At 47.6% G+C, this 19,318-nt stretch carries 16 protein-coding genes and 1 pseudogene; 5 read left to right on the forward strand and 12 right to left on the reverse strand.

Translation table 11 applies throughout. The annotated features are described in order from the left end of the window. Positions 1–20: 20 nt before the first annotated feature. The 7 genes from L2744_RS06195 to L2744_RS06225 form a co-directional block, all read right to left on the reverse strand. A complete protein-coding gene (locus tag L2744_RS06195) occupies positions 21–296 on the reverse strand; it encodes an antibiotic biosynthesis monooxygenase family protein (RefSeq protein ID WP_312018322.1) in 276 nt (91 codons plus the stop codon). Positions 297–766: 470 nt separating this feature from the next. Beyond that, a complete protein-coding gene (locus L2744_RS06200; RefSeq protein ID WP_248991093.1) occupies positions 767–4,012 on the reverse strand; it encodes an efflux RND transporter permease subunit in 3,246 nt (1,081 codons plus the stop codon). Between the two features lie 29 nt (positions 4,013–4,041). Then, positions 4,042–5,307, reverse strand: coding sequence for an efflux RND transporter periplasmic adaptor subunit (locus tag L2744_RS06205; protein ID WP_248991094.1), 1,266 nt, complete (start codon positions 5,305–5,307; stop codon positions 4,042–4,044). Between the two features lie 10 nt (positions 5,308–5,317). Then, entirely contained in the window at positions 5,318–6,811 is a 1,494-nt protein-coding gene (locus tag L2744_RS06210) for a TolC family protein (RefSeq protein ID WP_248991095.1), read from the reverse strand. A gap of 329 nt (positions 6,812–7,140) precedes the next feature. After that, positions 7,141–7,578 carry a hypothetical protein gene (locus tag L2744_RS06215; protein WP_248991161.1) on the reverse strand — a complete coding sequence of 146 codons (438 nt, stop codon included), beginning with the start codon at positions 7,576–7,578 and terminating at the stop codon, positions 7,141–7,143. A 179-nt stretch (positions 7,579–7,757) separates the two neighbouring features. Next, on the reverse strand, positions 7,758–7,964 hold the full coding sequence (locus L2744_RS06220) for a DUF3012 domain-containing protein (protein ID WP_248991096.1): 207 nt from the start codon (positions 7,962–7,964) through the stop codon (positions 7,758–7,760). Positions 7,965–8,001: 37 nt separating this feature from the next. Further along, a complete protein-coding gene (locus L2744_RS06225) occupies positions 8,002–8,367 on the reverse strand; it encodes a SpoIIAA family protein (RefSeq protein WP_248991097.1) in 366 nt (121 codons plus the stop codon). 138 nt (positions 8,368–8,505) lie between these two features. Here L2744_RS06225 and arfB point away from each other — a divergent pair, with 138 nt between their 5' ends. From arfB to L2744_RS06240, 3 genes are all read left to right on the forward strand, one after another. Then, positions 8,506–8,937 carry an alternative ribosome rescue aminoacyl-tRNA hydrolase ArfB gene (gene arfB, locus L2744_RS06230; RefSeq protein ID WP_248991098.1) on the forward strand — a complete coding sequence of 144 codons (432 nt, stop codon included), beginning with the start codon at positions 8,506–8,508 and terminating at the stop codon, positions 8,935–8,937. A 207-nt stretch (positions 8,938–9,144) separates the two neighbouring features. After that, a complete protein-coding gene (aroQ, locus tag L2744_RS06235) occupies positions 9,145–9,579 on the forward strand; it encodes a type II 3-dehydroquinate dehydratase (protein ID WP_248991099.1) in 435 nt (144 codons plus the stop codon). 54 nt (positions 9,580–9,633) lie between these two features. After that, positions 9,634–10,311, forward strand: a complete 678-nt coding sequence (locus L2744_RS06240) for an SDR family NAD(P)-dependent oxidoreductase (protein WP_248991100.1) — start codon at positions 9,634–9,636, stop codon at positions 10,309–10,311. A gap of 62 nt (positions 10,312–10,373) precedes the next feature. Here L2744_RS06240 and L2744_RS06245 read toward each other — a convergent pair whose 3' ends face one another. Continuing rightward, positions 10,374–11,153: a hypothetical protein gene (locus L2744_RS06245; RefSeq protein ID WP_248991101.1), complete on the reverse strand. Its 780-nt coding sequence runs from the start codon at positions 11,151–11,153 to the stop codon at positions 10,374–10,376. 159 nt (positions 11,154–11,312) lie between these two features. Here L2744_RS06245 and ubiD point away from each other — a divergent pair, with 159 nt between their 5' ends. Further along, positions 11,313–12,794, forward strand: coding sequence for a 4-hydroxy-3-polyprenylbenzoate decarboxylase (ubiD, locus tag L2744_RS06250; protein ID WP_248991102.1), 1,482 nt, complete (start codon positions 11,313–11,315; stop codon positions 12,792–12,794). Positions 12,795–12,906: 112 nt separating this feature from the next. After that, complete coding sequence (fre, locus tag L2744_RS06255) at positions 12,907–13,605, forward strand: NAD(P)H-flavin reductase (RefSeq protein WP_248991103.1); 699 nt, start codon at positions 12,907–12,909, stop codon at positions 13,603–13,605. Positions 13,606–14,120: 515 nt separating this feature from the next. On the opposite strand, the gene L2744_RS06260 is transcribed toward fre, so the two are convergent. From L2744_RS06260 to L2744_RS06275, 4 genes and pseudogenes are all read right to left on the reverse strand, one after another. Next, positions 14,121–14,795 (reverse strand): DUF4276 family protein, encoded by a 675-nt coding sequence (locus L2744_RS06260; protein WP_248991104.1) that lies wholly within the window; start codon positions 14,793–14,795, stop codon positions 14,121–14,123. Then, positions 14,788–15,894 (reverse strand): AAA family ATPase, encoded by a 1,107-nt coding sequence (locus L2744_RS06265; RefSeq protein ID WP_248991105.1) that lies wholly within the window; start codon positions 15,892–15,894, stop codon positions 14,788–14,790. Before L2744_RS06265 ends, L2744_RS06260 begins: the two co-directional genes overlap by 8 nt. A gap of 1,085 nt (positions 15,895–16,979) precedes the next feature. Next, positions 16,980–17,612, reverse strand: coding sequence for a flavin reductase family protein (locus L2744_RS06270; protein ID WP_248991106.1), 633 nt, complete (start codon positions 17,610–17,612; stop codon positions 16,980–16,982). Positions 17,613–17,875: 263 nt separating this feature from the next. Next, positions 17,876–19,159 (reverse strand): annotated as a pseudogene (locus L2744_RS06275) (winged helix-turn-helix domain-containing protein). Between the last annotated feature and the right edge of the window lie 159 nt (positions 19,160–19,318).

Raw genomic sequence — 19,318 nt, forward strand, 5'->3', positions numbered from 1 at the left:
AACCTCAGTGAGGTAAGTGATTACTCGGCTTCAATGTGTACAGTTTCACTGTAATCTTGCACCACTTCGGCCACACGAATACGATAGGAATGAAACAAACAGGGCACTATACCCGTTTGCTCGGCAATGCTGTGGGCCATCTGATTACGCCATTGGGTGATAGAAGCTTGGTCCTCCCAGAACGACAGGCTCAGTACTTTGCCATCGTCGGTTAAGCTCTGAAAACGTTCGATCGAAATCAATCCCTTGCGGCCAAGATACCCAAACAACCTAAAGATGCAGGATTCAGCGGGAATTTAACGCACTTTAGGCAAGGCGGCTATTTGCAGACCTAGTGGGCTAAGTTAAAAATAACCAACACAGCATAAAGTGCGTTAAAACCCGCCGGGACGGAGCGCCTAGGGCACTCCACTTCTGTGTTGCATCAATTCAAAAGGTGGCCGACATTCTGTCATTGATGCGCCTTGAATTGAAGCACCCTAGGCGCTCTGAAACTCGTATCTAGAGGTTATTTGGGTATCAATATTGGCGCATTTCAGCGGCCACGTGCAGATACTCTTCCTTCCCTTCCTTTGTCGGGATGACTTCAAAAATTACCGCAATCATAATGTTCTCCAGAAATGAATGTCCTTAATGTCGACTCTAAGACTAGCCCATCTATCACTCTTTAGCTCACTGATTTTTAGAGTTTTAGTCAATGTGATAACCCTGTCTATAACGAAGGCAATAACCCGAAACATAACAAGTTATTGCCCACGATGACGGCTTACTTGTGGCTAATCTGTAGCGAATCAAGCTCATCGATGCGCTTATCGCCGCGATATAACCAGCGATACAAGGTCGGCAAGACGAGTAAGGTCAGCGCCGTCGAGCTAAACAAGCCACCGATAATCACCACTGCTAAAGGCTTTTGGATCTCACTGCCGACACCCGATGACAATAAAATCGGGATCAAACCTAAGGCCGAGGTCAGTGCCGTCATCAATACCGGCCGTAAACGACCAACAGTGCCCTCATAAACACAATCATAGAGTGCTTCGCCGCTTTGCCTGCGCTGATTAATCGAATCCACCAGCACCACACCGTTGAGCACCGCCACCCCAAATAGAGTGATAAAGCCAATAGAGCTAGGCACAGACAAATAAGTACCACTAACATACAGGGCCACTATGCCGCCAATCAAAGCTAAGGGCACGTTCGCCATGATGAGCAACACTTGCTTGAATGAACCAAAGGAGAAGTACAACAACAAGGCAATCAAGGCGATAGAAATCGGCACCACCAACATCAACTTTTGCTGCGCTCGCTGCTGGTTCTCATATTGGCCGCCAATGATCACTGTATATCCCGCAGGCAAATCCGCCTTTGGCACTAGGGCATAAATATCTTTCACGACCGAGCCCATATCGCGTCCCGCCACGTTGGCCTGCACCACAACACGACGCTGCACATCGTCACGGCGAATATTCGGCGGTGCCATTTCCACTTCGACGCTGGCGACTTCCCCTAAGCGCACTGTGGCGCCATTTGTACCACTGAGTAATAAGTCTTTAATCGCATCAGGGCTTTGGCGAAACTCGGCCGCGAGTCGCACATTGATGTCGTATCTGGCATTGCCATCGATCACTTGACCAGCACTGGCGCCGCCAATACCTTGGCTGACGAGGCTCATCACTTGATCGACACTGATGCCGTAACGCGCCAATAGCTCGCGTTTGGGCCGCACGACCAATTGCGCCTCGCCGCTCACTTGCTCAAGCGACACATCCACGGCACCGGGGATTTTCGCAACGAGATCGGTAAGTGCTTGGCCTTTCTGTGACAATACTGCTAAATCTGGGCCGAAGATTTTAATCGCTAGCTGGGCTTTTACCCCCGAAAGTAATTCATCTACCCGAGTCGCAATCGGCTGCGAAAAGGTCAACAAGAGTCCGGGGAACACGCTGAGCTTTTCCTCCATCAAGCGCTGCAGTTCCAAGCGTGAGCTTGCCGACTGCCACTCTGCTATCGGTTTCAAGCCAATATAGACTTCAATATTACTCACAGGCTCGGGATCGCCGCCCAGTTCAGGCGCACCAATGCGGCTCAGGGCATATTCCACCTCGGGAAATGCTAGCAAAATAGCCTCAAGCTTAGGTGCGACTTGGAGCGAAGTCCCTAAACTCGCCGTTGGTGCCAGCGTCACCCTCAAGTTAATCGTGCCTTCCTCCAGTTCAGGCACAAATTCGGTACCCAGCCTTGGTAGCAGTAATAGACTCAAGCCGAACATCACCAAGGCGCTGAGCATCACCACCTTTGGCCTAGCAAGCGTTGCCGTCAGTAACTTGCGATAAGCGGCATCCAGTGGCGCTAAAATCACACTTTGTTTAAGCAGCACACCGCGCTTAAACAGATACACGGCAAGGGCTGGCACGGCAATCAGCGCCACCAGCAACGCCGACATCATAGCCAAAATGATACTGACCGCCATCGGCTGGAACAGCTTGCCTTCAACGCCTTCGAGTGCAAACAGCGGCGCAAATACGACGATAATAATGGCGGTGGCGAAGAAGATTGGACTACACACCTCTTTTGCCGCGAGCATTATCCGAATAACCATATTCGATTCGCTGACATCACCACTGACTTTAGCACCATCCTCCTCACTGTCATAGGGATCATCCTCACCATCGGCACGCGCCCTCGCCTCGGGTAAATGGCGGCGATCAGGTTGAGTTAAGTGTTTGAAAATATTCTCTACCATCACCACAGAGCCATCGACTAACATACCAATCGCCACAGCTAAACCGCCGAGCGACATCAGGTTTGCCGACAGACCATAATAGGACATCACCATAAGCGCGAGCCCGATAGACACTGGAATCGACAGCAACACCAACAAGGTCGCGCGGATATTGACGAGGAACAACGCTAAGATCACCACGATAAACACAAAGGCCATTAGCAGCGCATCGCGCACTGTGGTCACAGCCTTATCGACCAGTTCCGCTTGGTCGTAAAACACCTCAAAGGACACTCCATCGGGCAAGGCCTGCTCAATAAGGCTCACCCGCGCACCAATATCGTCAATCGTCGCCTTAGTGTTTGCCCCCATGCGTTTGAGCACGACACCAGCCACCACTTCACCGAGATTTTGCACTTGGCCAGATTCATCGCGGCGCGTCATAGTCACAGCCCCGACACGGATCTCGCTACCGAAATCCACCTGAGCGATATCGCCAATACGCACTGGCGTACCGCTGGCTTCAGTCAGAGGGATCTGCGCGATCGCCGCCAATCCCGCGTCTCCTGCGGGCAACATGCCGTAACCGCGCACCACAAGTTGCTCTTGGCCTTGGTCCATAAACCAACCGCCAGCGTTGCGGTTATTGCTCTCTAGCGCTTCAGTCACCTGCGCCATAGACAAGCCATAGGCACGCAGTTTATTCGGGTCGACCTGCACTTGGTATTGGCGCACATCGCCACCAAAAGACAAGACTTCTGTCACGCCGCCCACGGGCATCAATATCAACTTCACCAGATAATCATTTAAGCTACGCAGCTCGGCGGCATTAATGCCAGAGTTAGGTTCTGCACGCAGAATATACTGATAAATCTGCCCTAATCCCGAGGTATTGGGGCCGATTTCAGGCACTCCGACGCCACTTGGGATCATCTCCCGCGCCGCCTGCAACTGTTCAAACACTTGCTGACGAGCGAAGTAAATATCCGTCCCCTCGGCAAATACCACAGTCACAATCGACAAGCCAGTACGCGATAACGAGCGCACCTCAGTCACCGCTGGCAAGGCGTACATGGCCGATTCCACCGGATAACTGATAAGTTTTTCCACCTCTTCAGCGGCTAAGCCTTCGGCCGCTGTATTGATGGTAACTTGCACGTTAGTCACATCAGGAAAGGCATCGAGATTCAACTTAGGCAGCATGGCCACGCAGCCCACAATCACGGCGAGCAGAGCCAATACCACTAACAGCCGGTTTTTAATCGCGGCTTCGATTAATTTTTGCAACATAGAAAATCTCCAAAATGAGGGCGCTCATATTAGTGGGCGTGAATATCAAAGCCCGCTTTCGCCTGCTCGGATGCCAAGAAGAACGCGCCAGCCACCACAACCTTGAGCTGTGCCTGTTGGGCTTTTTCAAGCTCAGGTCCACGTACTAGACTCAAGCCGCGTTGACGCTGCACCACTTCTACCTCAATGGACTCGAAGCCATCCTCATCTTGAATAAAAATCTGCCAATCGCCATCGCCGCCACGGGTCAACGCCGCATCGGGCAGCACTATGCCACTGCCGTTTGGATCGGTAGTCGAGCCAGCAAAATAGAGTTCAGCAAATTGCCCCGCATGCAACACATGATCAGGATTGTGCATACTCACCAGCACTTGCTCGGTGCGCGTTACGCTGTCGAGTTCATGGGAGCGACCGATAATCTTACCTACCAACGTCTTATCCCCTACTTGCACTAAAGCTGAACTGCCAACCTGGATATGCGTAGTTTGAGTTGGGGTTAACTGCGCCTCAACCCATAAATAGGATTCATCGGTCAGTTGCATTAAGGGCGTGCCCGCGCTAAAAACTTGACCTAGCATGGCGATATCCTGCTGCACTCGGCCGTCAATTGGCGCTAAGAGTTGATAACTGCCTATGGCTTCGGGCGTCGATTCCAGTGCACGAATTTGCGCGGGCGTCATCTTAATTGCCTCTAAAATCGCCCGTTTAAGTTCGGCATCCACCTGCGCCTGCATCCGCCGACTGACGCTAACCGCACCTTCACTCATGCGTTTGACTCGACTCCATTCGGCAGCGGCATTAATGTAGTCCGCCTGTGCCTGCGCAACGGCTGCGCCACCCAAGGTAAGTAAAGGCTCACCTTTTTTCACTTCTTGCCCCGGCACCACATGGCGCGCCAACACACGCACATCGAGCTGCGGCGCAAGGGTCGCGGTTCGATCGCGATCCACCACTAAGGTCGCCGTCGCCCTAATATCGAGATTCAAATTGGCTAGGTTCAAGCTATCGCTCGACAAAGGTAATAAGCTAATCCCCGCCAAGGCTTGCTGCGCTTCGGTCAATTTCAGCGCCTGTTCGCCGTGTTCATCCGTCGACGCCATTTGCGTTACCGAATCGCCACTTTCCTTAGCGACGGGGGCGTGATCACCGCCAGCCAATACAGGCTGAGCGAGAAATGCCAGCGTGCTCAGCACGAATAATGCGAGCGCAATTTTTGATAGGTTAAACCGACGCTTTTCAGACGTCGTTACAGCATCCAGTTGAAGGATATTTTCGTGGTGAGTATTTGAATTCATTATTGTGACCTCATGGGTTTACTGTGCGTGCGGCGGCATTAGATGTTATCGAAGGAGCTGCATTTAGCTTTTCTATAATGAGCTTTTCGATAAAAGGCATAAGCTGGCCGCTTTCGCCCATCCAAGTTAACCAACTTTGATAGATAGCCGTTTCTAGGTTTAAGCCCACCAAATAACTGGCGGCTAACTGACGACGGCTCTGTAAGTACTCGCTAGTACTCACATCCCCCGCCTGCCATTGTTGGCTTAAGGATTTAGCGGCTTTAGCACCTGACACTTGCACTAACTCACGCCAGTCTTGGTAACGTTCGAGTAAACGCGGTAACGCATAGAGGAATTGTTTCTGCTTAGCGGTAAGCACTCGCTCACGGGCAAGATAGCCTTGCTCCGCGATAGCGATGCCCTTATCGGCTACGGCTTGTAACTCACTGTAGTTATTGCGAACTTGTAGAGGAATCGACACGCCGACACCGAGCTTATTGTCCGTGCCTTCCTTTTCAGCGCCTAGGCTAATAGTCGGGTCAGCCGAAGCTTCCGCTTTGACTTGCATGACATTAACTCTGGCGAGCAGCACTTGCTGATAAGCACTCGCCAGGGCTGGCAAGGCTGATGTAGAGGTGCCCAACTCGGCCGCTGGCGCTTGCTTAGCCTGAGTCACAAAGAAATGGATCTCCTTGATAAATTCACTAAAAGCGAAATTATTATCCCCAAGTAATTCAATTACTTTGCCATCGGCCACTAAGGCCACCTGCTCGGCTAAGGCGTAGTCGGCAGTATTAGAGGCGACTTCGAGTTGTATCAATTGCAGCTCGACGTTGGATAAATCCCCCGCCGCCAATCGCTGCTCAGCAATATTGAGCTGCGCCTTGGTGAACCTTAATTGCTGCTCGGCAAAGATCAGCGCCTTGCGACTCTGCGCCTGCTCTGCCAACGCCAGTAAGCGTTCGGCCAACATTTGGCTACGCTCTAACCCTATGTCTGCTAACAGGATTTGCGCTTCAAGCTCGGCACGCTGCGTCGCCACGCCGCGCTTGTCACCCCAATCGAGGGTTTGACTGAGCCCTAAGCTGTAGGCATCTGTATCAGCATTTTGATAATTAAGCCCAAGTTCTGGGTTATACACAGCGCGATTTGCCGCCTGAATGGCCAGTTTAGCCTGTTGCTGCCTTACAAGTTGCGCCTGAACTTCAGGTAACTGATTGAACTGTGTGAGTAACACAGGCAACCATTGGCCAAAGTTGACATGTGCCGTGTCGGTTTCTTTGGCGGGTAAGCCCAGTGATTGCGCCTTAAATGCCTCAACTTCAGAGGCTTTGATTTCAGGGGCATTAGCTTCAGAGGCTTTGGTTTCAAGGACCTTGACTTCAAGGACATTGACTTCAAGAGAGTCATTTTCTGCCGCGAGGGCAAAGGCTAGCAATCCGGCGGCCAATACTAATCCGCAGCTAAACAAGCCCGATCTAAACAGACAAACTAAAGTACGGGCGAGAATCGTTTTTTTCATCGCAAATCCTAACAATATCGAATGTGGATCGGCTGACTTTTGCGCCCAAAGCGAAACGGCTAGATGTGAGCTTCATTTAAATAGCTCAATGCAAAGCAATCATATCGTTCTGGGCATGGCAAATAAGCGCCGATCGAATCATCCCGCCAAGCAATACAGTGCGCGGCTAAAAAGCCAATGACGGCTCCAACAGTTAACGCTGCGAGCATCAGTTCAAGCATATCTTTTGGGGAATGAACATAACGGGCTTATCACGCGGCAAAATAGAATGAGATCCAATCAGATGAATCAATCGTCCTAGGCCGAGAAATAAGCCGAATATTGGAGAATTAAGCGATAGGAGGGCGGTATTTAGGTAAATTTTCAGGCGGGAAATAGGATACATCGGTAGGCAGATAGACACTTTCTAACGCCTGTACAGGCTGACTCACTGCCTGAGATAACAGTGCCACATGACCGCCATGGCATTGGCAGTCGAGGCATAGGTCAAAATCTTGTATTTCAGTGGTTTTAACTAAGTGGGAATGAAATCCGCTGCTTTGGTTTTCACCCGCACTATTGGCTATCACGGCCTCGGCAAATCCTAGCGACTGCTCTTTCGGACACGCACAATCGACACATTGGGTTAACGTCGTGACTTGGGCACTGAACTGCAAATGGGGATGATTCTCGGCCTCTTCCTCACCATTGCCCGCATGTAACTGATGCGCACCCAAGTTCGCACCAGCAAATTGCAGCACGATAATGGCTATCAGTAGGTTCACCATTCTGCGAAAGAAGGGCTTAGCGGTAGAATTCAAAAATCACCTATTGCAAATAACGGATCACGAAACATCTGACCCGTATGATAAACATAAGTTCACAGCCCGCAAGCTAATACCCGCGAAGCTATGACTCGATGCTAGTTGCTATTTATTTGAAAAAACAGCTTATTTGAAGACACTGTCTATTTGAAGACACAGTGCTTAGCGTAATCGGCCGCTTCGTTAGCAGTCCAGTCGCCGGAAGGCTTATTTTTCATTTGCTTACACCAAGCATCGCTGCCCACTTCTGGCGCGCAGGCACTCAGTCCTGTCGTAAAGGCGACGACTAACGCAATGGCCCCCAGCTTAGTGCATAAAGGCTTGACCGCCAGAGATTTCAACAATGACATATTTAATTCCTTATAAAATAAAACCCATCTTGGGCAATTAACGAACTGAGCGCTTAGCAATCCAAGCGATCGCCTTGGCCTTTTGCTCTAGAGGAAACCAAGCCACTTCACCCTGCATAAAAGGTCCGAGTAAACGCACCGAATTACCCACCCAATCTGGGCCACCCACAAATACTAGGGCTTCAAAATTCGGTAACTGGACTTCCCCACTGCCGGTAAGCGACTCAAATTCCCAGCCTTCGAGTAACACGTCGGCCTCAATATACAGGCAAACTTGGCCCCAATCCTTACGATAACTCTTAATCGCCGGTTGTAAACGGGCTCGATAATCGGTGGAGGATAGTCGACCACTGGCAAAAAGACTAATAACACCCTTAGCAATATCGGGGATTTGGCATAACATAGAGGCACTCCGAATCGGAAACACTAGACTTTTGCCAACACTGGCCTATGCCGTGGCAAAGAATGCGCCCGATGATAACAAATCTATTGAGAAGCTATAAGTAGCAAATCGTTACTCGCTCTCAATCTCTGCTGAAAAATGCCTAAGTCTGCCATGATAAAAATTTCAAACCGTGTGGAGCTTCAGGAAAATGAAATCGAGTGGCAATTTATCCGCTCCAGTGGCGCAGGTGGACAGCACTTAAATAAAGTGTCCACCGCCGCGCAGCTCATCTTCGATATTAAAAGTTCATCCTTACCCGAGTTTTACCAAGAACGCTTACTCAATAAGGCCGATCATCGCATCACTAAGAGCGGTAAGATCATCATTAAATGCCAAGCGAGTCGCAGCCAAGATGCCAACCGCCAAACCGCGTTGGAGCAATTTATTGAATTAGTCGCCAGTGTCGGCGAAGTGCAGAAAAAACGCATTCCCACCCGCGCCACTAAGGGCAGCCAAACTAGGCGATTAGATACTAAGAAACAAAAAGGCGCCACTAAGGCCATGCGTCAGCAGAAGAGTGACTATTAACTTCGTTAGCAGTTAACTTAGGCAACTGCTAACTGAGATCAATAACGCCAATTGAAACCGATTAACAATGGTGCAGGATTTCAACGGCATAATCGACTAACGGTTAATGCAAAAACACTTTGAACAGGTTAAGTTAGTGGCCTATATACAAAACTGAAATACATTTATCCCAGCTTGAACCCAATGCACGTGGTAAAGGAAAGCGCAATGAGTCATAAAATTTTGCTCGTCAATGGCCCCAATCTCAATCTCTTAGGTCGCCGCGAGCCCAGCGTTTACGGTCATCAAACCTTAGCCGACATAGTGGCAGAGCTAAGCCAGCAGGCACAACAGGCGGGAGTCGAGCTCGAGCATATTCAGTCCAATGCCGAGTTTGAGCTGATCAATGCGATTCATGCGACCGATGCCCAGATCATCATTATCAACCCCGCCGCGTTTACCCATACTAGCGTTGCCCTGCGTGATGCCCTGCTTGGGGTAGCGATTCCTTTCTTTGAAGTGCATTTATCCAATGTGCATGCCCGCGAGCCCTTTCGCCACCATTCCTATTTTTCCGATAAGGCGATTGGGGTGATATGTGGTTTTGGCGCACAGGGTTATGAGTTTGCGCTAGCGGCGGCGATTAAACAACTTAAGGCCTAATGCCAAGCAGAATGCTATTTTGAGTGACTAATTGCCTGAATTAACGAGGTCAAAATGATATTAATTACTGGCGCAAGCAGTGGTTTAGGTGCAGCCCTAGCAACACTCTATGCCAAAGAGAATGAACCACTGACACTCACAGGGCGTAATGCTGAGCGGCTGCAAACTGTCGCCAATGCACTTACGCCATTCTCAAATCAACCCATTGCAGCGATAACTGCCAATTTAGCGGATGAACAGAGCCTTAACTCACTGTTCGACAGCCTCACTGCAATCCCCAAAACCGTTATCCATTGTGCAGGTAGTGGCTACTTTGGGCCAATTGAAACCCAAGGCGTGAGGGATATCCAAGCTCTTTTGAATAACAATATTACTTCGACAATTCTATTAGTGCGTGAGTTGGTCAAACGCTATAAAGATCAAGCCATGACTGTCGTCATCGTCATGTCTACCGCTGCGCTTGCCGCCAAGGCAGGAGAGTCTACTTATTGCGCCGCAAAATGGGCTGTGCGAGGGTTTGTCGAGTCGGTACGTTTAGAATTAAAGCACAGCCCAATGAAGTTGATTGCCGTGTATCCCGGCGGTATGGACACGGGCTTTTGGCCCAGTAGTGGTAAAACTTTGGATACCTCAAGCTTTATGTCGGCAGATGAGGCCGCAAGCATGCTCAAGCAAACCTTAATTGCCACAGAGCATGGCTATATCGCCGATATCACCATACAGCGTGGCTAATGGTTAAAAATGGAGCAAAAAATGGGAGCACACTGTGCTCCCATTTTTTTAAATATAAAAATCTATTTAACTAATTGTTCTTGATAGGTTTGACTGTTCCAGTCAAAGGCATAAAGCGTGCCTTGCCAATCATAAAGTGTACGACCATCCTGCTGCACTATTCTGGCATTGGTTGGCAAACTAGACACACTGCGCGCTTGGCGGATTTGAGGTGCCACTGCGTTATTATTGCTAACCGTTTGGCTGCTAGCACTTGTAGGCATGCTCGATACCATGCGGCCTTCACCAGGGGAATACTGCATACTGGTCGTCACCCGCACAGGGGCCGATACCGCAACGGACTGTTCGTCATAGGCCATTGGAATCGATAGCCCAATACTCGAATAGGGCGAATTGCGATAATCTCGTGCATAACTATCGCTTAGATAAGATTGCCGATAGTAAGGGGAACGAGTATTCCACCCCCAATCATTATTCCAATGGGTATTCCAACCATAACCAAGGTTCCAACCCGAGCTCCACCCCGTTGCAAGTCCCAAACCTAGGCCCAACCCCCATGGATTGTAGTAGCGATACTTATGTTTATGGCGGTAACGCTTGTCATAGCGTTGATCTGCATGATTGATGTGTCGACTATAGCTATCACGGGAGCCAGCATAACGCTCAGCTCGATCCGAATAGTCCTGATTTCCGGCAACAGCGTCCGCCGATACACTGAACCCACTCAAAAGTGATATTCCAACAACAAGCGATAAAGCAACACACTTTAGCTGCCATTGATGGGCGCCATGTGGTTGACTTTGAAAATACTTTTTTTGAGTAAACACTAAAGGAATATTCATAAGCACCTCGAGAGAGAAAGCGTAAGCGAGCTAGGCCGCGACCTACGGAAGCTTATTTTACGCTTCTAAAGCTTGAAGATCACTGAATAGGTTAACCCTAAAACAGAAAAATGCTATAGTGCGCGCCATATGGATTTTCACTGCAGAGGCTATTTCCACATGAGTTTTAAGGATTTACGCAGCTTTATTGATCACCTAGAAGCCAATGGCGAACTCAAACGCATTAGCTACCCAGTTGATCCTCATTTAGAAATGACAGAGATCGCCGATCGCGTTCTGCGCGCCAAAGGCCCTGCGCTATTATTTGAGAATCCCAAAAATCATCACATGCCCGTGTTGGTAAACCTGTTCGGTACGCCAAAACGAGTTGCCATGGCGCTCGGTAAAGACGACCCATTAGCCCTGCGTGAAGTGGGTGAACTGCTGGCCTTTTTAAAAGAGCCCGAGCCGCCACGGGGTTTTAAAGACGCGATCGCTAAGATCCCTATGTTCAAGCAAGCCTTGAATATGCCGCCAAAGACAGTGCGTAACCCGCCTTGCCAACAAATCATTAAAACCGGCGATGAGGTCGATTTAACCCAATTGCCCATTCAGCATTGCTGGCCAGGTGATGTTGCGCCATTAGTGACTTGGGGCTTAACCATCACTAAGGGGCCGCGCAAAAGTCGCCAAAATTTAGGCATTTATCGCCAACAATTACTGGGTAAAAACAAGCTGATCATGCGCTGGTTATCCCACCGTGGTGGCGCGTTAGACTTTGCTGATTTTAAAGAGCAATTCCCCGGTGAACGCTATCCGGTTGTGGTCGCACTTGGTGCCGATCCTGTGACCATTTTAGGTGCAGTGACCCCAGTCCCCGATTCCATGAGCGAATACGCTTTTGCCGGTTTACTGCGCGGTGAACGCACCGAAGTCTGCAAGGCATTAAGCTGCGACTTAGAAGTGCCTGCCACCAGTGAAATTATTCTCGAAGGTTATATCGATCCAGAGGAACTGGCGGAAGAAGGCCCCTACGGCGATCACACGGGTTACTACAACGAGACCGATAAGTTTCCGGTATTTACCGTTACTCACATCACTCAGCGTAAAGATGCGATCTACCACAGCACTTACACTGGCCGTCCACCGGATGAGCCCGCTATGCTTGGGGTCGCATTAAACGAAGTGTTTGTGCCGATTTTGCGTAAGCAATATCCTGAGATTGTTGATTTTTATCTGCCGCCAGAGGGTTGTTCGTACCGTATGGCGGTGATCTCCATTCGCAAACAATATCCGGGACACGCCAAACGGGTGATGATGGGTGCTTGGTCTTTCCTGCGCCAATTTATGTATACCAAGTTTATTGTAGTCGTGGATGAAGACGTAAACTGCCGCGATTGGCAGGATGTGATCTGGGCGATCACCACCCGCATGGACCCTAAACGCGATACCGTGATGATCGAAAACACCCCAATCGACTACCTCGATTTCGCCTCACCCGTTGCGGGCTTAGGCTCAAAAATGGGCCTCGATGCCACCAATAAATGGGAAGGCGAAACCCACCGCGAATGGGGCACGCCGATCGTAATGGATCCAAAAGTGAAGCAAAAGATCGACTCAATCTGGGATGAGTTAGGCATAGACGACAGCCCAACCCTATAATGCAGCTTAAGCAGAGTCTCAAGTACCTACTTAAGCCAAGAAAATAGGCCGCTAACGGCCCTAATGCGACACCTTCAACACAACATATTGAGAAAGGTGCAAAGGAAGTTTGATGAAAACCATACGTTGTAAGATAGAGAAAGTGAGCCCATTTAACGACGCTGTTTATCAAGTATTGTTAAAGCCCGAAACCGCCTTCGATTTCCAGGCGGGGCAATACTTATGTGTTGTCATGGGTGAAACAGACAAACGCCCCTTCTCTATCGCGTCAGCGCCCAATGCCGAGTTTATTGAGTTACATATTGGCGCAGCCGTCAGCGAAAGCTATCCAATGCAAGTGGTTGAGCGTTTAAAAACCAGTAGCCATATCGATATCGAAGCCCCCGGCGGCGAAGCCCACCTGCGCCATGAGAGTCATCGCCCCCGCCTGTTAATCGCCGGCGGCACTGGGTTTTCTTACATAAAGAGTATCGTCGAGCAACAAATCGCCCTCGGCCAACAGGTTGAAACGACACTGTATTGGGGTTGTCGCACCCAAGATGCCATGTATTTTGAAACCATTGCCCGGCGGTGGCACGACGCTCACCCTTGGCTGCACTTTATCCCCGTCATCGAAGAAGCGCCCGCTAATTGGCAGGGTAAAACCGCCAATCTGTTAGCGCAAATCAAACTAGATTTTGTCAGCTTAAATGGCTATGACATCTATATCGCCGGCCGTTTCGATATGGTCGGTGCTGCACGGGAAATCTTCCGCGAGATGGGCGTAGAAGAAGCGCATCTCTACGGTGATGCGTTCGCATTTATCAAATAACGCATGGATTTGTAGTCTCTAAAGCCAGCCACTCATCAGCGTCATTCCCGCAATGCTTTTAAGCGGGAATCCAGCTTTGAACTAACTGGCTATTGCTTAATCATTTAACAGTAAATAAATGATTAACCTAACCAACTGATTTAGCATCAAATTAAGCCATTAAGCACTGTCATTCCAGTGACACGCCAACTTTGATTTAAAAAGAGTGGTCCATGAGGGCTCGACGACGGCATCCATGCCGTCAACGATCACTTACATGCCTGTGCTTAATCTCCCTAACCTCCTCAGAAACCTGAAAGTCTTCTTTTTACTGCCATGCTTCCTGAAAGTTTAACAATGGGCGGCTCATTAAATTCTTCCAGTTTTTACTGGGGTTTTGTTTTCTATCTTGCTGATGGCAGTCGATTGAATTTACCCAAACTTCGTTTGGATCAAAGTCGTGGGGCTTCACCCCCCTGCTTTTTTAATAAAGAGTCGACCAAGGAGGACAGCTAAAGTATTGACGAAATAAAGTTTCATCCAAGCTTCGATTCCAGTTGATTTAGCCATTCATTGAATAGTGGACAACGCTGGCGCATCTTCTCTACACCAATTTGCTCAGCAATACTGATACCCTCCGTTGTTTTCTTGAATGTTCCAGATAATTTCAATTGATTCAACCGCTTTGACGGCGCAGTTTCTCGGCTGTTATTAATTTTTTCAGGTTCTTCGCATGCAGTAATAATGGCTTTAATTTGTCCAACATCTACGCCAAGCGCGTCAGCCAAAATTATTTCATCACTGAACAATAATGCTTCAAACTCATGCATAGCCATGTAAGGAATAAACCTGTTTTGAGCTTGGTAATCGCCATAATTTTGAATTATGTATGCAAAAGCAGCATTATTTAATAATTGAGCAATTTCAGTATGACTTTGATTAAGAATAGTGTCTAAAGCAGGCCATTCCTTTAAACCATAATAATCAAAAAAATGAGTTACGTATATATCAGGCCTTTGCTTAAGAAAACGACCAATATCCCTTTCAGCCCTGCTAAACTTTACATCACCGCCTTTTTGACCAGGTTTAGATATCTGCGCCGCAGTAATAAAAATGTTTTTATTTCCTAGGTAGGGCGACAAAACGCGCTCTACAAATATTTGCTCTGTTCTACCCTCGACTATAGCTACAACCTCCATATAATCACTCATTTACTGGACCTCCAGCAATTATATTTTTATTCCAAAGTTCTCCTACTGAATAATCCTCAAGCCACTCCTGATAATCTTCTTCTTTCAACCGATTAAAAGTCGATGCACCATCTTTTCTATTCGCGACAATAATATCTTCAATTGAAAAATAATTTATTAATTCAGGAGACTGAGTTGCGACAACCACCTGAGTTCGCTCAGATGTAGCTTTGATCAATTCAGCTAATATAGCTATCGCAGCGGGATGTAACCCTAACTCAGGTTCATCGATGATAATTGTAGCTGGCGGATTCGGCTGTAATAAAGCAGTTGCCAGACAGATAAAACGAATGGAACCATCTGAGAGATGGTAAGGTTGCATTGGGTAATCGGATCCCTTTTGTAACCAAGTTAAGTTAACGACTTCTTTTTCACCGCGTTTAAAAGACTCAAGTAGAAACTCATCAAAAAAAGGAGTAACTAATTTAATAGCGTTGACGATGTCTTTATATTCACTTTGATAATCATTTTTTAATTTCAATAAAAAAGCACCAATGTTTGATGCATCCCAGCGCAATACTTTATTATCTTGAATGATTTCTTCGCCGCGCATAGGGGCGGTTGAACTAGTATCATGAAAGTGATAGATCTTCCAAGAAGCAATAGCTTCGTATACAGGTCTTGAGTACTTAGCGTCAGGCGTGTTGCGTTTCACCTCAGAAACCATGTTTGACACGCCCTCAGAGCTATCACCTAAATTCCACCAGCGGCTTGAACCGCCGCTGTAATAACGAGCCTCATCCTCAATCGCTGCAGCATTGCTTGGTGTCGCAACTAAATTAAAACGAAATCCTCGCATGCCAAAGCGAGTAGAAAACTCAATTTTTTTAGTGACTTTTGGGCCACCAAAAAGTAAATCGTTAGCGCCACCACTATCTCGTATAAAACGGTTTAAATTTCCGTCAATTAACGCACTTAACAATTTAAAAAAAGCAATAAAATTACTTTTACCCGCCCCATTGGCACCAACAATAATGTTGAGCGCATTAAGCTTAAAATCTTCTAAAGTCTGAATAGACTTAAAGCCCTTAATTGTTACTTTATCTAAAGAGCTGCTCATTGTATTTCTCCCACAAGTAACTCCTTGAACTAATTTAACAACGGTGATTGGGAAGGTTTGCCTAAATATCTTTTAAAACATGATTTTAACAGAATGTCGTCGATTTAATCAATGATTGCAGAGAAGCGAAACAAACCATAGCAAAGACAGGATACCCACAACTCTTTTTTGCTTTAAATGGTAAACAGACAGCACTAAAACCACAGAGATACACTATCCCCTGCGAAGTTGCTGAAGGGCGTTGAAGACTTTCTATTAAAAGTATAGAGCGTGACGCAGACAGGACGTCTGCGTAGCTTTCGGGGAAGGGGCGAATAAAAATCGGTGATTTTCGCACTTATGAGCGAGAGGCAGGGACTGCCGAACTGGAGGGCTTTACAGGGATGTAAAGCATAGCCATCGGAAGCGTTAGCTATTTTCGAATAAGCACGAAGCCACTAACCAATGCATGTAACTTCGCTAGGGATGCCGGGGCCACGTTTTATGGATAAGGCAAAAGGGGAATAGGCGTTTTTTCCCTTTTGGTCGGGTGTGGGGTGAAGCCCCACGACTTTGACTTATATTTTGATTTAAAAAGTTAACCTCATGAGTCAATCTTAAATGAAGTTTGAAAACCCACAGCCCTGCGGCGCCTGAGCAGCCCCTTCCACTTGTGGTCTATGTAGATCGAAACGCAGATCTTCTGAGATAGAAAAGATGGGACAGGCAGAACTCTTTTGAGATTAACAGCGAACACCGCAATCTCAGGAGTTCACCTTCCCCTGCGAAGTTGTCGAAAGACGCAGATAAAAATGCCGTGGCGACATCATGGATGATGGCGCAGGCTCGGGGGGACATGGATGTCCCATCTGAGCCGTTAGGCAATTTTTATTGGAGTATGAGACCACTAACCAATGCATGTAACTTCGCTAGGGGCGGCAAGGGAGATCCAAGAGGGAATTGCTGTTGATCCCCTCTTGGTCGGGTGTGGGGTGAAGCCCCACGACTTTGATTTAGCTTTTAATTACTAATGTATAAACCTTTAACACCACAACCATAAACCAACTCAGGGTTAAACACCCAGCCCTGCGGCACCTGAGCAGCCGCTACACTTCTGGTCGATGCAAATCGAAACGTAACGCTTCGGAGATCCCGTAATAGGCCGATGGGCCGCCAGCACGTAAAACGGGCTCGGCGAGTGCAGTTTGATAAATCCCTTCGCTATCGAGTAAATGCTTGGCGATATGCACGGCAACCACTTCACCTAGCACTAACCAAGTATCGATTTTGTCGCCATTGGCGGCGGTGAGCTGAATGCATTGGGACAACTTACATTCGAAATTCACAGGGCTTTCAGCCACTAAATCGGCCTTAACAATAGTGCCCGCTTTGGCAGTGAGTCCGGCAAAGGCAAATTCGTCTTGGCCGTGTGGCAGCATGGCCGAAGTTTGGTTCATCTGCTCAGCTAAACCACGGGTGGTGAGGTTCCACACAAACTCCCCTGTCTCGATAATATTAGCGACACTGTCCTTCCAACCTGTGCTGGCAAAACCTATGATTGGCGGTTTGTAGTTGAAACAATTAAAGAAACTATAGGGCGCGAGATTGCGTTGCCCTGTTGCACTGCGTGAAGAGATCCAACCGATTGGACGGGGAGCAATAATGGCATTTAAAGGATCATGGGGTAGTCCATGACCGTTTTGAGGTTCATAAAAATAACGATCGTCAGTGTTTGTCATTCCCTTAATCCTATTCACTTTTGATATTGATAATACCCAAGTTACCTCAAGATAAGAGTTTCTGCATCTTGAGGTTGTTTCGGTAGATCACCATAAGGGATATGAATAAGCACGTTGCAAGGTTTAAGCATAATATTTGAGTTAACTATTTCGAATAGTCGATCAAGCTAAGCGAGTGTTAACTCCAGCATATATCCATACCGGAACGCCAACTCCCCATGGTCATAATTGAAGGCAGGTTTTGTATCATGAGCCTTCAAGGCTCAGAGCTTAACTTGGGTGTACTGAGTCCAAGCCAAAACTTGCCCCATTTGAGGGACTATCCATACTGCAGTATGCTCATTTTGATAAACGCGGTAGTAAAACAAATCCTCATCGCGGATATCATGTTTGCGGATCTCACGGTAAAAATGCATGGCAGAATGACTGACTTCATCCGGTTTAGTCAGTTCCTTTTGCAGTACTTTCACATGAAATACATCGACCTTTAACTCATCTATGGTGGTTTGATATTGCTCAAACTCACCCCGAATAGTGTATTTAATTGGCGTGGTTAAACAGTCTTGATCCGTAATGCAGGAGGTCGAATAAAACTTGCCTTTTTTCTCACCTTCATAGACTAGCGACATGCTGAGATCGGTACGAACCAGCAACTCACCCGCGACGGGGAAATAGATATCGGCATGGTAATTATGCTCAAGTAGATCACCTGTACTCTTATCATCCACGGGAAGCACAATACGGTTATAACGAATGCGTTGCTCCATCTTTTTACTTAGCGGAATAAACTCCGCCATACTCAATCCTGCGGGTTTTGCGTCTATGGCCGTAATATTGATGATGCCATTTCCATTACAGGCTTTGGCATCAAGCTCTGGACAAATCGCCATTGAATAGTTTTTGCCATCGGTTGAGGTGAATGCACTGAAATAATTAAGGTTACTGATGTGATTTCCCTCTGGCGCCAAATGCTTTTACCACCACGAAGGATGTAAATGTTCCTCACCGCTAATATAGAGCATTTGGGCAGTACCCAATGTGCCACCAATATTTAAACTGATGTATTTATCGGCATGCCACTTAGCCACATGTTTAACGACAGCGTGGTGATCACTCACGTACCAGATCACCCCTAAAATGGCACAACATAGCAAAATTCCTGCAAATTTTGTCCAAATGGATACTCCGACTATGGCATCGCGAATGGCATCGGCATCGTTAATTGCCAGCATTTTTACATGGGATTGTTCAGAAACATGCAATTGATACCCGCGGCGTGCCACGGTTTTGAGCTGCACTTCGGTATAGGGCTCTAATTTTTTACGTAAGGTACTAATACATTGCGTTAAAGAGGTAGGAGCAACCACCCTTTCAGGCCAACCTACCTGTAGCAATTCTTCCTTAGTAAAAATGGCATTCGTGGATGATAACAGCAGAACTAACACGGCCGTTTCGGAAAAAGTCAGGCTGATGGTTGCGCCATTCACATGATCGACTAATTCCTTAGCCTGTTCATCTAACATTAAATAAGAAGTGATTTTATGCATGTTAAACGCCTGAAAAATCAGCTAAAACTGATAAGGTATGATCGCACTAACTGCAGCGCAGGCAATCATTATGTGACATAGTTTCTTTCCAAGAAAACGATGATACGCAATCACCAAATCAAGATGGTTTACTTTACCTTTTAACAACATAGAAGAGTG

Origin of the sequence: Shewanella profunda (assembly GCF_023283765.1) — a bacterium.
Classification (GTDB): Bacteria; Pseudomonadota; Gammaproteobacteria; order Enterobacterales; family Shewanellaceae; genus Shewanella; species Shewanella profunda.

Bases quoted from the DNA above. Each gene is read 5' to 3' on its own strand.
- ubiD (WP_248991102.1), top strand. From the start codon at position 11,313: ATGAGTTTTAAGGATTTACGCAGCTTTATTGATCACCTAGAAGCCAAT.
- fre (WP_248991103.1), top strand. From the start codon at position 12,907: ATGAAAACCATACGTTGTAAGATAGAGAAAGTGAGCCCATTTAACGAC.
- L2744_RS06245 (WP_248991101.1), bottom strand. From the start codon at position 11,153: ATGAATATTCCTTTAGTGTTTACTCAAAAAAAGTATTTTCAAAGTCAA.
- L2744_RS06220 (WP_248991096.1), bottom strand. From the start codon at position 7,964: ATGTCATTGTTGAAATCTCTGGCGGTCAAGCCTTTATGCACTAAGCTG.
- L2744_RS06240 (WP_248991100.1), top strand. From the start codon at position 9,634: ATGATATTAATTACTGGCGCAAGCAGTGGTTTAGGTGCAGCCCTAGCA.
- L2744_RS06225 (WP_248991097.1), bottom strand. From the start codon at position 8,367: ATGTTATGCCAAATCCCCGATATTGCTAAGGGTGTTATTAGTCTTTTT.
- L2744_RS06215 (WP_248991161.1), bottom strand. From the start codon at position 7,578: ATGGTGAACCTACTGATAGCCATTATCGTGCTGCAATTTGCTGGTGCG.
- L2744_RS06260 (WP_248991104.1), bottom strand. From the start codon at position 14,795: ATGAGTGATTATATGGAGGTTGTAGCTATAGTCGAGGGTAGAACAGAG.
- arfB (WP_248991098.1), top strand. From the start codon at position 8,506: ATGCCTAAGTCTGCCATGATAAAAATTTCAAACCGTGTGGAGCTTCAG.
- L2744_RS06205 (WP_248991094.1), bottom strand. From the start codon at position 5,307: ATGAATTCAAATACTCACCACGAAAATATCCTTCAACTGGATGCTGTA.
- aroQ (WP_248991099.1), top strand. From the start codon at position 9,145: ATGAGTCATAAAATTTTGCTCGTCAATGGCCCCAATCTCAATCTCTTA.
- L2744_RS06210 (WP_248991095.1), bottom strand. From the start codon at position 6,811: ATGAAAAAAACGATTCTCGCCCGTACTTTAGTTTGTCTGTTTAGATCG.
- L2744_RS06200 (WP_248991093.1), bottom strand. From the start codon at position 4,012: ATGTTGCAAAAATTAATCGAAGCCGCGATTAAAAACCGGCTGTTAGTG.
- L2744_RS06270 (WP_248991106.1), bottom strand. From the start codon at position 17,612: ATGACAAACACTGACGATCGTTATTTTTATGAACCTCAAAACGGTCAT.
- L2744_RS06265 (WP_248991105.1), bottom strand. From the start codon at position 15,894: ATGAGCAGCTCTTTAGATAAAGTAACAATTAAGGGCTTTAAGTCTATT.